The 13,037-nt window shown below is 70.5% G+C and carries 14 protein-coding genes; 7 read left to right on the top strand and 7 right to left on the bottom strand.

What is annotated here, in order from left to right:
• Positions 1 to 210: 210 nt before the first annotated feature.
• The 4 genes from ACT3SP_RS14150 to ACT3SP_RS14135 all read right to left on the bottom strand — a co-directional run bounded on the left by ACT3SP_RS14150 (position 211) and on the right by ACT3SP_RS14135 (position 3,093).
• Positions 211 to 1,446 carry a glutaminase gene (locus tag ACT3SP_RS14150; protein WP_444587946.1) on the bottom strand — a complete coding sequence of 412 codons (1,236 nt, stop codon included), beginning with the start codon at positions 1,444 to 1,446 and terminating at the stop codon, positions 211 to 213.
• Positions 1,443 to 1,838, bottom strand: a complete 396-nt coding sequence (locus tag ACT3SP_RS14145; protein ID WP_444587945.1) for a GNAT family N-acetyltransferase — start codon at positions 1,836 to 1,838, stop codon at positions 1,443 to 1,445. The genes ACT3SP_RS14150 and ACT3SP_RS14145 overlap by 4 nt, the downstream gene beginning before the upstream one ends.
• Before the next feature lie 49 nt (positions 1,839 to 1,887).
• Complete coding sequence (locus ACT3SP_RS14140) at positions 1,888 to 2,349, bottom strand: carboxymuconolactone decarboxylase family protein (protein ID WP_444587944.1); 462 nt, start codon at positions 2,347 to 2,349, stop codon at positions 1,888 to 1,890.
• A gap of 123 nt (positions 2,350 to 2,472) precedes the next feature.
• The gene (locus ACT3SP_RS14135) at positions 2,473 to 3,093 is read right to left on the bottom strand and encodes a hypothetical protein (protein WP_444587943.1); all 621 of its coding nucleotides are present in this window, start codon (positions 3,091 to 3,093) and stop codon (positions 2,473 to 2,475) included.
• 41 nt (positions 3,094 to 3,134) lie between these two features.
• Between ACT3SP_RS14135 and ACT3SP_RS14130 the strand changes: the two genes are divergently transcribed.
• Positions 3,135 to 3,317, top strand: coding sequence for a hypothetical protein (locus ACT3SP_RS14130; RefSeq protein ID WP_444587942.1), 183 nt, complete (start codon positions 3,135 to 3,137; stop codon positions 3,315 to 3,317).
• Between the two features lie 191 nt (positions 3,318 to 3,508).
• Positions 3,509 to 4,264, top strand: coding sequence for a hypothetical protein (locus ACT3SP_RS14125; RefSeq protein WP_444587941.1), 756 nt, complete (start codon positions 3,509 to 3,511; stop codon positions 4,262 to 4,264).
• A gap of 90 nt (positions 4,265 to 4,354) precedes the next feature.
• Here the strand turns inward: ACT3SP_RS14125 and ACT3SP_RS14120 are convergent, their stop codons facing one another.
• Positions 4,355 to 5,734 (bottom strand): alpha-glucosidase/alpha-galactosidase, encoded by a 1,380-nt coding sequence (locus ACT3SP_RS14120; protein WP_444587940.1) that lies wholly within the window; start codon positions 5,732 to 5,734, stop codon positions 4,355 to 4,357.
• Positions 5,735 to 5,839: 105 nt separating this feature from the next.
• Between ACT3SP_RS14120 and ACT3SP_RS14115 the strand changes: the two genes are divergently transcribed.
• The 4 genes from ACT3SP_RS14115 (at position 5,840) to ACT3SP_RS14100 (ending at position 9,046) form a co-directional block, all read left to right on the top strand.
• Positions 5,840 to 6,790: a helix-turn-helix domain-containing protein gene (locus ACT3SP_RS14115; protein WP_444587939.1), complete on the top strand. Its 951-nt coding sequence runs from the start codon at positions 5,840 to 5,842 to the stop codon at positions 6,788 to 6,790.
• 57 nt (positions 6,791 to 6,847) lie between these two features.
• Complete coding sequence (locus ACT3SP_RS14110; protein ID WP_444587938.1) at positions 6,848 to 8,575, top strand: helicase; 1,728 nt, start codon at positions 6,848 to 6,850, stop codon at positions 8,573 to 8,575.
• Positions 8,576 to 8,720: 145 nt separating this feature from the next.
• Positions 8,721 to 8,900, top strand: a complete 180-nt coding sequence (locus ACT3SP_RS14105) for an alpha/beta hydrolase fold domain-containing protein (protein ID WP_444587937.1) — start codon at positions 8,721 to 8,723, stop codon at positions 8,898 to 8,900.
• A 14-nt stretch (positions 8,901 to 8,914) separates the two neighbouring features.
• On the top strand, positions 8,915 to 9,046 hold the full coding sequence (locus tag ACT3SP_RS14100; protein WP_444587936.1) for a hypothetical protein: 132 nt from the start codon (positions 8,915 to 8,917) through the stop codon (positions 9,044 to 9,046).
• On the opposite strand, the gene ACT3SP_RS14095 is transcribed toward ACT3SP_RS14100, so the two are convergent.
• The gene (locus ACT3SP_RS14095; protein ID WP_444587935.1) at positions 9,040 to 9,636 is read right to left on the bottom strand and encodes a hypothetical protein; all 597 of its coding nucleotides are present in this window, start codon (positions 9,634 to 9,636) and stop codon (positions 9,040 to 9,042) included. The genes ACT3SP_RS14100 and ACT3SP_RS14095 overlap by 7 nt on opposite strands.
• 388 nt (positions 9,637 to 10,024) lie before the next feature.
• A complete protein-coding gene (locus ACT3SP_RS14090) occupies positions 10,025 to 11,014 on the bottom strand; it encodes a sugar-binding domain-containing protein (RefSeq protein ID WP_444587934.1) in 990 nt (329 codons plus the stop codon).
• A gap of 212 nt (positions 11,015 to 11,226) precedes the next feature.
• Here ACT3SP_RS14090 and ACT3SP_RS14085 point away from each other — a divergent pair, with 212 nt between their 5' ends.
• On the top strand, positions 11,227 to 12,984 hold the full coding sequence (locus ACT3SP_RS14085; protein WP_444587933.1) for a dihydroxyacetone kinase family protein: 1,758 nt from the start codon (positions 11,227 to 11,229) through the stop codon (positions 12,982 to 12,984).
• Positions 12,985 to 13,037: the final 53 nt, after the last annotated feature.

Genomic DNA, 13,037 nt, shown 5'->3' with positions numbered 1-13,037 from the left:
TGCGTCCAGCACCGTTGTGCGTCACTCGTCCTGGATTCCTGTGCACTGCCGAGACGGCGTCACCGAGCCCTGCGACCGGTCTCGCCCGAACGGCTCCGACGCTCGCGACGGGACGATCCGGGCCGACGCCCCCGGCCCCCTGCTCACGCCACGCGGCCGCGGCACCTTGCTGCGGCACTCGGCTGCGGCGTCACGGCGTGGACACCGCGCTCACTCCACGAGGTCCGGGAAGCTCCCGTCCCCGAGATCCGGCGCGGGCAGCACCCCACGCGGGTCGCGGAGCACCGCGCCGCGACCGTCGAGCCGGACCCTGCGCAGCCCTTCGAGCAGCATCCGTCGGCCGAGGTCGGTGACGGTGTGGACCTTCTCGAGGTCGAGCAGCACATCGGTCGTGGGGTCGGAGGTCTCGAGCAGGTCGAGCATCTCGGTCGCGGCGGTCAGCTGCACGACCCCCTCGAGGGTGACGGTGGTCGTCCCGTCGACCGTCGTCGCGCGGGCGGCGTCGAGGCGCGAGCCGTCCGCGGCGAAGAGGTGCATGCCCATGTCCTCGGAGAGCCGTTCGAACAGGCGCCCACCACGATGGCTGTTGCCCTGGGGGTCCAGGCGCGGGGAGAACGTGCCGATGCCCACCAGGTCGGGGAGCACGCCCACCATGCCGCCGGCCACGCCGCTCTTGGCCGGGATGCCCACCCGCACCAGCCAGTCCCCCGCCCCGTCGTACATCCCCGCCGCGGCCATCACGGCCATGACCCGCCGTGCGACCCCGGCATCCAGCACCCGCTCACCCGTCACCGGCTGGATCCCGCCGGTGGCGAGGGTCGCGGCCATCACGGACAGGTCGCGCACGGTCACCAGGATCGAGCACTGCCGGGTGTAGCCCTCCACCACGGCGGGCACGTCGCCGTCGAGGATCCCGTAGCTGTGCAGCATGTGGGCCAGGGCGAGATTGCGATGGGCGGCGCCGAGCTCGGAGGCGCACACCTCCTCGTCGATGCGCAGCTCGCGGCCCGCGAGGCGGGAGAAGAACGATCGCGACCGTTCCACCCGCTCCGCCGAGCTCGCGTCCTCACCCACCAGGAGCGCATGGACGGTGATCGCGCCGGCGTTGATCATCGGGTTCTTCGGCCGACGGGTGTCCTGCTCCAGGGACAGCTCGTTGAACGCCTCGCCGGAGGGCTCCACGCCGACGGCGTCGAGCACGGTCCGGGTGCCGCGATCCATGAGCGCGGCGGCGTAGGCGAAGGGTTTGGAGATGGACTGGATCGTGAACTCGACGTCGGCGTCCCCGGCGACGTAGGTGCGGCCCTGCGTGGTGGTGAGCGCGATGCCGAGACGTTCGGGATCGGCGGCGGCGAGCTCGGGGACGTAGTCGGCGACCTCGCCGCGGCGGTCCTCGCGCAGTGCATCGACCACCTCCTCGAGATAGTCCGGGACCGGGGACCTCACTGCGCCGAGCCGTCCGCCTCGGCGTTCGCGCGCCGCACCGCTTCGAGGTGCGTGGGCCGCACCCGGTCCACGGAGTCCGCGAAGTCGTCGTGGCCGCGCAGCCAGCGCGCGACGTACGCGCAGACGGGCACGATCCGGTGCCCCTGCTCAACGGAGACCGCGAGCGCCTCACGGGTGAGCACGCCCGCCAGGCCTCTCCCCTCGAAGGCGTCATCGATCACCGTGTGATGGAAGATCCGCTGGTCGTCAGGGCTCTCCTCCGCGGCGGTGTACAACGAGAAGCCTGCCTGTCGGCCGTCGACGAGAATGTCGAAGCGATGCCGCTCCGGGTTGTCGCGCACCTCCACGGCGTCCTCGGCGGCGGGCTCTGCGGGGGTGTGGTCCTCGGTCATGACGGGTCCTCTCGACGGGGTGGACGATGCCTGCTCAGCGGGCACTGAATCAGCGGGAACCGGGCACGGGATGATGGGAGAGCACGGAGAGCCGGTTGTAGGTGTTCATGAGCACGGCGGACCACTCCAGCGCCGCGAAGGCGTCCTCCCCGAGCACGTGGCGAACGGCCATCAGATCGCGGTCGCGGACCATGGGGTCCGGCAGGATCGTGATCGTCTCCCCCAGCAGCAGCGCGGCCCGCTCGGTCTCGTCGAACCAGGGCGAGTCCCTCCACACCGGCAGCTGGGCGACCTGCTCCTCGGGAGCTCCTTCGCGCACGGCCCGGCGATGATGGAGGTGCACGCAGAAGGCGCAGCCGTTCAGCTGGGAGATGCGCAGGTTCATCAGCTCGAGCGCCGCCTCGGCCACGCCGGCGGCCCGGGCGGCCTCCGCGATCGTGCGCTGGACCTCTCCGAGCATCGACCATGCCTCGGGCGAGGACCGGTCCAGGAACGGCAGCGGGTCTCTCATCGCGCACCTCCTCGCGCCTGTGCTCGCACCCTAGTTCACCGGGGACGCAACACGGGGCGGTTCAGGGGGCCATCGGGCGCGCGCCCGACTCTCGCGGAGGCGCTGAGTCCGAGCCCGGTGAACTTACGGCCCGGCAGGAGGCCACCCCTCGAATCGGCCCGTGCTCGCGATCTGCAGGCGCTGCTCTCTCGTCAGATGGCCGTTGAACCACGCGATGAACTTCGCGAGCGAGCGTTCGTCGTCGGTGCGGACGCCGAGGGAGGCGGCGTAGGCATGGATGTTCTCCGGCCCCGAAGGGCGCGACGGATCGTCGACAGCTTCGAGGACGGGGAGGACCAGCTCACCGAGCAGCGCCTGAGCTGCACCGAGCTCCATGTTCTCGCGGTGCCAGCGGCCGTGCGCGTCGAGGATGGTGAAGAACTCCCCGAGCGCCGGGATCTGCGCGAACAGCATCTCTCGGGGCTGCCACTGATGACGGGGCACGAGCTCGAGGAGCAAGTGGCGGAGCCGTTCTTCCGTCCATCTGATCTCTGTTGGATCTCCGTCGACACCGGTGGCCAGCACGAGCAGCGCCTTCACGTGATCGGCTTCAGCGGCCGCCTGCTCGAAGGTCACCGAGGAGCAGCGGCAGATCACGAACTCGTCCAACAGGGCGTCGATGGCCGAGCTGTCGTGCCGAACCAGGGCTCTCCGTCGCGCAGGCGTGGTGGCACTGGGACGACGACGTCGCTTCTTCTTCGGCATGCCGCCATCCTTGCCCTGGCAAAGGCGACGCGGGCGGAGCTGTGGACAACCCAACTCTGTGGAGGAATGGTCGGCGCGAGAGCGGCGACCTGGTGGCTCTCGGCGGCGACCCCCTCACCTCCGCATTGTTCTGGCGGCAGGTGGCGAAGACGCCGTTGGCGCTGCTCGAGAGCCTGATAGAGGTGGTGTTGGCGACGGCGCATAGGGAGCTCGCACAGGAGTGACTGCATACATTGCGCTCTGGCCTCGCCAAACACAACACTTTCGCTCGACCGCCGTCAGCCTGGCCGCGATGGCCGAGCTGACCACTTGCCGTGACCCGACCGAAACCAGCTGGATTGGCGATCAGCGACACGTTCCACCTTGAAAATCGAAAGCTCCGGACAAGCGCCCCTCAGCATGGTGCAATACAGACATGAGCCTCCCAATCGAGCCGAAAAAGCTATCCAAGAAACTATCCGATGGCCTCCACGGCAAGCTGGAGTTCGACTTTGCAAACGAGCGAGGACACTCGTTCGGAGAGCATTATATGCACGGAGCCCTGAATGAAATCTTAGCTTCAAATATAGATCATCACAAATGGGCACTCGAGCCCAACTATGCCGCACCGGAACTCCAAGGGGATGGCGCCAACGCTGGGCGGAAGCGCGAGCTCGACTTCGCCGTCACCACAAAGGTAGCGGGCGAACACAGATCCAGCATCAACTACACGGATCGCGAAATCGCGATTGCAATCGAGGCGAAATGGGCCGCGTCAACCCATTGCAATGACGAGAACATCCTGAGCGACCTATGCCGACTCAGCCTCATTGCCGCTGGCGAAAGACCTGTTGCTTGCCTCTTTGTCCTTGCCGGACCGAAAAGCTCGGTTAAAAACATCCTACGGCAAGGACTGCTCGGGCCTCGGGGGGCAAAAAACCAGAGACTACTCCATGCTCCGCCAAGAGATAGCGCTTCGCACTTCTCTCTAACTACCACGGGCGGACAGCATGGCCTCTTGAATGCAAAGCAAGTCGAACGACTCGCAAACAAACTGCCCAGCATGCCACCAAAGGTCTCCACTCGACCTTCAATGCCCGGCCAACTGGACACGCCAAACTGGTCAGTGTTCGCCTGGAACGTATTCGCACCGGGCAAGGATAGCCATTCCCGCGATATGGCCGCCAAATAATCCACAACCCCATCTCGAGATTACGGCATCAGAATTCTTCTGGAGTTGATGCCGAGACTGAGACTCGCCACTTAGGGCGACTCACCCCACCTACAACCGCTCCGGCAGCCGCTCCGCGTGCGCGGCGAGCAGCTCGTCGGTCATCGCCCGGGCGTCCTCGAGGGTGAGCAGCGCTGCGGTCAGCGGGTCCAGCGCCACGGCGTGGTGGACGTTCTCCACCTCGCCCTCGAGCGCGGCGCGCACCGCGAGGGTCTGCACGTTGACGTTGGTGCGGTTCAGCGCGGCGAGCTGCGGCGGGAGGTCGCCGATGGCGGTGGGCTGCACCCCGCGGGCGTCGACCAGGCAGGGCACCTCCACGCAGGCGTCGTCCGGCAGGTTCGTGATCAGAGCGCCGGCGTTGGGCACGTTGCCGTGGACCACGCTCGGGGTGCCGGAGACGATCGAGTTGGCGATCTGCGCGCCGTACTCGACGCTGGGGGCGAGCTCGGCCTTCAGCTTCGTCAGCTGGGCGTCGATGTCGCCCTGGTCGTCGTGGCCCACGCAGATCTCGTAGTAGTCCCAGCGCTCAGGGATGAACTCCCGGGCGAGCTCCGGGGTCTTGCGGAAGTAGGGCAGGTACTCCGAGGCGTGGTGGCTGGACTCGGTCTGGAAGTAGCCGAAGGCGTTCATGATCGAGGTGCGCACCTGCTCGTTGCCGCCCTCGTAGGTGCTCGCCCCGTCGGCCGCCTCCGAGTGGTCGCCGTCGTCCCCGGCGAGGTCCTCCGCCCCGCGACCACGCTGGTGCCGGGCCGCCATGACCTCGCGGACCTGCGGGTAGAGGTCCTCCTGGCCGCGCTGGAACTCGAGGATCCAGGCCTGGTGGTTGATGCCGGCGCAGCGGTAGGAGATCTCCTCGTAGGGCACGCCCAGGGTGCGGGCGAGCATCCGGGTGGTGCCCTGGACGCTGTGGCACAGCCCCACCGTGCGCAGGCCCTTGGCGTTGAGGTACGCGGTGGCCATCGCCATGGGGTTGGCGTAGTTGATGAAGGTGGCGTCCGGGCACACCTCGAGGGCGTCGGCCGCGATCTGGTCGTAGGCGGGCACGGAGCGCAGGAAGCGGAACACGCCGCCGGGGCCCACGGTGTCGCCGACGGTCTGGTCGATCCCGTACCTGCGCGGGATCTCGACGTCGTGCCGGTAGGACTCCACCCCGCCCACCTGGAAGGTGATGATCACGATGTCCGCGCCCTCGAGCGCCGCGCGACGGTCGGTGGTCTCCTCGACCGTGGTGGGGAAGCCGTGGTGGGCGACGAGCTCGCGGGTCGCGCTCGCGACCGGGCCGAGCTTGTCCGGGTCGATGTCCATCAGGGTGAGGGTCGACTCGCGCAGCGCGGGGAAGGAGAGGATGTCCCCGATGAGGCGGAAGGGGAACACGAATCCGCCGGCGCCGATGAGGGTGATCTTGGGGTTCTTCACGAACGTCGTTGTCATGCCCGCAACGCTAGGGGCGCAGATGGCCGGAGGTCTCCCGAGATCATTGGCGAAAGTTCCAGGATCCTACGACGCTCCTGGTCGCTGGTGGTCTACGGTGCAGGGATGACGCAGTGGCCGATCAGCGACGCGGTGGAGGACATGCCGCCGGGTCTGTGGATCCGCCGCGGGCCCCCTCCGCCGATGCTCTCGATGCACCGTCACGACGACGTCGAGATCAACGTGGTGCTCGACGGGCAGCTGCACTACCTCTTCGGCGGGCAGCCGCTGACGATCCGCGAGGGCGAGATCGCCGTGTTCTGGGCCGCCCAGCCCCACGGCCTGGTCGGCTCCCGCACCGGAGACATGTGCTGGGTGCACGTGCCCTTCAGCATGTTCCTGGCCTGGGGTCTGCCGGAGCCGCAGACCGCTCCCCTGCTCAGCGCCCAGCCGCTGATCACCCATGCCCCGGGCCTCGCCGCCCGCATCGCCCACATGGCCGAGCGCTGGGGCGAAGAGGTCGGCGAGGTCGAGCCCGGTGGCGCGACGAGCGGGGGCACGGCCGGGCCCGCGGGCGACGGGGCCGACAAGCCGGAGAGGGTCGACAGCGCCGACGGCGAAGACAGCAGGGCCGACGACGACAGCGCGGAGATCGCGCTGCTCGAGATCCAGGCGGCGGTGCGGAGGATCCTGCGGGCCTCGTCCCGCGCGCACCCGGAGGCGCCGGGCGACGGCGGCGGCTCCGTGCCCGCCGCGCGGCTGCGCCAGGTCAGCACCATGGCGCAGTACGTGCGGGACCATCACCGCTCCCCTCTCGCGGTCGCGGACATCGCCGCCTCCGTGCACCTCACGCCCTCGCACGCGATGACGGTGTTCCGCCGCACCGCCGGGGTCACCCTCGGCGAGTACGTGACGATGTGCCGGGTCGCCGAGGCGCAGCGACTGCTGCTGACCACCCCGCTGCGCATCACCGAGATCGCCGAGGCGGCGGGCTTTGGGTCGCTCTCGAGCTTCTACGAGCACGTGGGCGCGGCCTGTGGGATGACGCCGCGGGAGTACCGGCGGCAGGGGCGATGAGGCGGGTCGACGCCGATCGCTACGCGACAGGGCGCCACGTCCCGATACCCTCGCGGGGTGGCCAGCACTCGTCGTCCCAGCACCCGCAGACGCCGCCGGTCCCCCCGCCGGATGGGCGCCTCGCAGCGCCCGCTGCCCTTCGTCGGCCCGGGCGAGCGGACGTGGGTGCTGGACGTGCCCTACGGCACGCAGGTCGAGGGTGCCTCCTGGCACCCGGCGGTGACGATGCACCTGCACGTGGGCCGCACGCTGCCCGAGCATCTCGTCCCCTACGCACCGGGCCCGCACACCCTCGGCCGCTTCCTCGAGAACACCCTCAACCCCGGCGACCCCGCCCCGGTCCCCGAGCCGTCCGAGGAGCTCGAACCGCGCCAGAACCAGTACGAGGCGGCCGATGCGATCGCCGAGCACGCCGCCGCCGGCGGGCGCCAGTTCCTGCTGGCCGACGAACCGGGCGTCGGCAAGACGATCTCCGCCGTGCTCGGCGCGAGCGCCGTCGGCGACCTGCGCGGCGCGGAGCGGGTGCTGGTGGTCGCGGACCGTCCCGCCGCGATCACCATCGGGCACTGGTGCCGCACCATCACGGCCCTGGGCGATGCCGGCCTGGAGTGGGTGGTGATCACCTGGGACCGGCTCGAGAAGGTCGCCGGCCACGACTGGGACGTGATCATCGCCGACGAGGCCCACGCCCTGCGCCGCACCACCACGAAGCGGTGGAAGCTCTGGGCGCGCATCTCCGGTCACTCGCGGCCGCACGAGAAGGCACCGTTCGTCATCGCGACCACCGCGACGCCCGGGCACACCCCGCTCGAGCTGCCCTACCTCGCGCCCGCCTACGCGCAGGCGCACGGCGAGCCGATGGCGCAGTGGACCTCGGTCAAGCAGCCCGGCGCCGACTTCGCCGCCGCCCTCGAGCGCCATGGGATCGCCCTGGAGAAGGGACGCTACGGCGCGACCTGGACCTCCGACGCCACTCGTCGGGCGGAGGATCTCGCGCGGGTGCGCGGCTGGCTCGAGGACCAGCGGCCCACCGCCATGCTGCATCGCGCGGCACCGTGGGGACCGGTGCCGATCTCGGGGATGCCGGTGACGCTGACGCCGACCGAGCGCGCGGCCTACGAGGCGGAATGGGGAGAGTTCTGCCGCGAGATGGACATCGCCCGGCGCGGTCGCAACACCGCCAAGGGCCGGGCGGCGCTGCTGCGCTTCCGACAGAAGGCCGGGATGATCCGCGTCGACTCCACCGTCGCCTGGATCGCGCAGCAGGTCGAGGCCGAGCGCCAGGTGGCCTGCTCGGTCGAGTTCGTCGGCACCGCCGCCGACCCGATCGCCGAACGGCTGCGCGACGCCGGGCTCGAGGTCGCCACGATCTACGGCCAGGGCCGCTTCGACGTCGAGGCCGAGCGGCTGAAGTTCCAGACCGGGCAGGCGACGGTGTGCGTGTTCACCACGGTCGCCTCGATCAGCCTGCACGCCGGGGAGACCCTCGAGGGCGATCGCCGGGCGAGCACCGCGCCGCGTGTGGGCGTGTTCCACCAGGCCCGCTTCTCGGGCATCGCGGGCCGGCAGGTCACCGGCCGCACCCACCGCGACCACCAGGTCTCGCCCTGGCACATCGCCTACGCCCAGGGCACCGTCGAGGAGCAGGTCTCCAAGGTGATGGTGGAGCGGATCGCCGCCGCCTCCGACACCGTGGGCGGCGACACCGCCGGCCTCACCGACATCGCCCAGCTCCTCGGTGCCGACTGGCTGCCGCCCGCCTCGCTCACCGGGGCTGACGCATGAGGGCCGACGCTCGGCCCGTGCCTCGGCGCCGCCTCCGGCAGCTCACCGCCGCTGGGTCGCAGGGGCATCGCTGCTCGGCTGCGGCCGGGACGAGTCAGAAGCCGCGCTCGCGACGCCCGAGGACGTCCTCGGCGCGCACGAGGACGTGCATGCCGCGTGGCAGAGGATGCACGCCCACATCGCGGAGCTCCGCATCGCTGCGGGCTGGATCGCGATCGGCGGTGTGAGCGCCGGCGGAGGCCTCGCCGCGGGGTTGGCCCAGCGCCTGCACGATGAGGGCGGGGCGCATACCTGGTTGGCCGGGGCGCACACCTCCCCGGCCTGACAGGCACCGAGCAGGTGCCGGCCTGCGAGGCCCCGGCCCGGCGCACCGATCTCACCAGCCTGCCGCCCACCCTCCCCGCTGTCGGCGACATCGAGCTGCTCACGCAGGAGAACGGCCGGTACGCGCGGCGACTCGCGGCCTACTGACGCGCGGCCAGCAGCGCATCGATGGCGTCGAGCTCCCCTCGTTCGTGCCAGGCCAGACGCCGCAGCAGCTTGGTCGCGGTCCACACCTCGCCGCGCTCTCGATGCACCTGCGCGCGGGGCATCCGGTGGAGGACGGAGCGGACGTGACGCTGGGAGGCAGCGAGCTCCGTGCGCAGATCAGCGTCCCGCTCGCGGGCGGGCAGGCCGGTCATCGGCAGGTAGTAGCGCGACTCGGTGTCGCAGATGTGCCAGAGCATGTCCCTGATCGTGCGCCAGCGCGCCCACCCCGGCAGCACGCGGCCCGGGTCGTCGGCGTCGAGCGCCTCTGCGGACAGCTCGTCCACCAGCCTTGTCGCCCGGGGCCTCTGCTCCGCCAGGATCGCGAGTGTCCGCTCGACCTCCGCGTCCGTGGCGGGCAGGAAGTCGCGGCCGAAGGCCTGCTCATCACCCTGCAGAGCCTCGACGACCGTGCTCGGGCCGTGCATGGATCTCCACGACGCCGTCGCCCGCTCCACGGTCGGTGCCTGCACGCACACGCCCCAGAGGTCCGCGTCGAACGCCCACACCGCCGCCCCGCGGGTGTATGCCATCTGCACTGGGTGCTCGACGTAGATCGACCGCATACCCCCACGATGCCACCTGTGGAGGGATGTGGCGCACGTCGAGTCACGGATAGCGGTGCAGCACGGTGGCCCGTGATCGTCCCCGACGTGGGCGAGGTCGCGGTCCTGGAGCAGTTCACTGCCGAACGCGGACAGCGCAGACTGGCGACGGGTCATCGCGTTCCAGCAGCTCCAACGCCACCCCAGGATTGCCACCACGCTCACGGGCGCGCCCGTGGCAGCCCTGCGCGGTCGCGCACCGAGGTTCTCGCGATGTTCACATGCGAGGATCACCTCAGCGGATCGCGGCGGCGCATGAAGATCGCCCTCACCCAGCCTCGGCGGTGCCTTGAGCGCGCGCCGGTGACTGGCGGGCTCACACCGCGGCGCCGGCGATCTCGAGCATGCGCTCCGCCGCCTGCCGATCCGTGATCAGCCCCGTGATCAGTCCGGAGCGCGCGACACCCAGGATCGCCTTCGCCTTGTCCGCGCCCGCGGCGACAGCCACGACGTGCGGAGCTGCGCTGAGCTGGTGGATCTCGGTCGTGACGCTCATCCGGGTGACGTCCTGCGCGACGACGGCGCCGTCGGCCGTGAACCAGTGTCCGAGCATCTCGGCGACCGGCCCCTCGTCATCGATCCGGGTGCACACCGCCGGCGGGTAGGCAGTGCGCAGCACCGACCGCGCCGACCCCCAGGCTCCGATGCCGACCACGGCGAGGTCGAGTCCGTCGTACAGCTCCCGCACTGCGCTCATCTGCGAGGTCCAGCTGTCCCGGCGCTGGACGCTGCCGGCGAACAGCGGGGCGCCGAAGGTGTGGACGCTTCCTCCCGCGCCTTCCACTCGAGGGCGGAGCTCGTCCAACGGCGCCGTCGGCGAGGTGGAGGGCAGGGCGCCGACGAGCTGCACGAGGGTGACGGCCGGCGGCTCCTGGATCTGCGCGCCGAGGGCATGCATGGTCCTCCCGCCCCCCATGCCCACCACGTCCCCGCCCTCGAGCGACTCCCGCAGGAGCTGGGCGCCCATCAGACCGACGGCGTCGCGCACCTGCACCGGCGACCCCTTGGACTCGACCACCCTCACGAGCGGCAGGCCGAGGGTCGTCTTCAGAGGATCGGCGACCACCGGGAGGTTCTGGGTCGGCTCATGGATCTCGATCCGGACGATCCCGCGCTCGCGGCCCTTGGCGAGCATGCGGGCGATCTTGAAGCGCGACAGGCCGAAGCGTCGGCCCAGATCGACCTTCGAGACGTCCTCGAGGTAGTAGAGCCGCCCGAGCTCGGCCAGCAGCTGGTCCCCGCTCAGGGCATCGCCGTGCGCTGCATCGTCCTTGCCGGCATGGCCGAGGAAAGGGGCGGTTCGCACGGGCCGAGCACCTCCCGAGGTCTCAGATCGGATGCTTTCAGATGTGACGGTTGACACCACCGCACACTCACCATAGCTTTGCACAGAGGAGCACGGCGTCGTGCTCATCTGAGCATTTCACGGAGATGCATGCAGCACCACCGATCTCCGCGGATGACGGGATGGCCACGACGTTCGTCGAGAGCTGTGGCCTGTCGTCCGGCAAGGAGAGCGTGTTGCGCAAGATCATCAACGACCCCGAGGACTTCGTCGACGAGACGATCGACGGCATCCTTCTGGCCCACCCGGACAGGTTGCGCGCCGCCGACGCCGACCGTCGCGCGATCGTGCGAGCCGACGCCGGCGCCGCCGGACGCGTCGGCATCGTCACCGGCGGCGGCTCCGGACACCTCCCCCTCTTCCTCGGGTACGTGGGCCGCGGGCTCGCCTCCGGCGTCGCGGTCGGGAACGTCTTCTCCTCCCCCTCGCCGGAGCAGATCCATGCGGCCACCGTCGCGAGCGACGACGGAGCCGGGGTGCTGTACCTGTACGGGAACTACGGCGGGGACGTCTACACCTTCGACCTCGCCGCGGACCTGTCCTCCGCCGACGGAGTGCGGACCACGACCGTGGTCGGCACCGACGACATCCTCTCGGCGCCGACGGAGAGAGCGAGCACGCGTCGAGGCGTCGCCGGACTCTTCTTCGCCTACAAGACCGCCGGTGCCGCCGCAGAGCAGGGCGAGGACCTGGAGACCGTCACCGAGATCGCGCAGCGCACCGTGGATCGCACCCGCACGATGGGCGTGGGCCTCTCCCCCACGATCCTCCCGGCGGCCGGTGAGCCGACCTTCACCCTCGACGACGGGGAGATGGAGGTGGGCATCGGCATCCACGGCGAGCCCGGCCATCACCGCGGGCCGCTCGAGACCGCCGACGAGATCAGCGATCGCTTCATGGCCGAACTCGTCACGGAGCTCCCGCTCGATGCCGGCGAGAAGGTCGCGGTGCTCGTCAACGGCCTCGGCTCCACCCCGCTCGAGGAGCTGTACCTCCTCTACCGTCGCGTGCACGGAACCCTCTCCGAGCGCGGCGTCGAGATCGCGCACTCCTTCGTGGGCGAGTACGCGACCAGCCTCGAGATGGCCGGCGCCTCGGTCTCGCTGTGCCATCTCGACGAGGAGCTCTCCGAGCTCATCGCGCAGCCGGCCGATTCCCCCTTCTTCACCCACGGCCGCCCCACCGTCGACACGTCCACCGCGTCGTCCGCTGAGGGCTCCGACGAGTCGTCCTCCGCCTCGCATCCGACCACCCGGCCCGTCGACTCCGCGCTCGACTCCGCGCGGGGGGACCGCGAGATCGAGACGGTCCAGGACCCTGGTCCGCTCCGTGGGACGCTCATCGCGGTCGCGACCCGCCTGCCCGCCCACAACGACGAGCTGCGGGACCTCGACGCCGCCCTCGGCGACGGCGACCTCGGCATCACCGTGTCCGCCGGCGCAGCAGCCGTCCACGATGCGCTGGACGCCCTGCCCGCCGACGCCTCTGCCCGGGAGGTGCTCCGCGCCGCCGGCACCGCCTTCGCCTCGGCCAATCCCTCGACGTTCGCCGCGCTCATCGGTGGGGCGACCCTCGCCGCGGCCGGGGCCGCCGCGCACGAGGAGATCGACCCGCTGCCCCTCGTCGAGAAGATCCAGGAGCGGGTCGCCCAGAGAGGCGGGGCCGACGTCGGGGACAAGACGGTCCTCGACGCGATCGACGCCATCCGCACCTCGCTCGGCGAGACGGCGTCGGCCGCACCCTCCGACCGAGCACGAGCGGCCCGCGACGCCGTCTCCTCCGCCGTCGACGTCCACGCCCAGAAGCACTCGCTCCGCGGGCGCGCGGCCTGGGTCGGCGAGCGCTCCGTCGGCCGGAAGGACCCTGGCCAGGTCGCGGCGCTCCGCTTCCTCGACGATCTCGTCGACCATCTCGAGAACCGGCCCGGCTGAACACCGCCCACCGCACCGTCACCCCGTCCATCGCATCGACGCTCCATCCATCG

This window comes from Brachybacterium sp. AOP43-C2-M15, assembly GCF_052446295.1.
GTDB lineage: Bacteria > Actinomycetota > Actinomycetes > Actinomycetales > Dermabacteraceae > Brachybacterium.
Note: the sequence above shows the minus strand (reverse complement) of the source record. Positions and strands in the feature narration are given on the sequence as shown.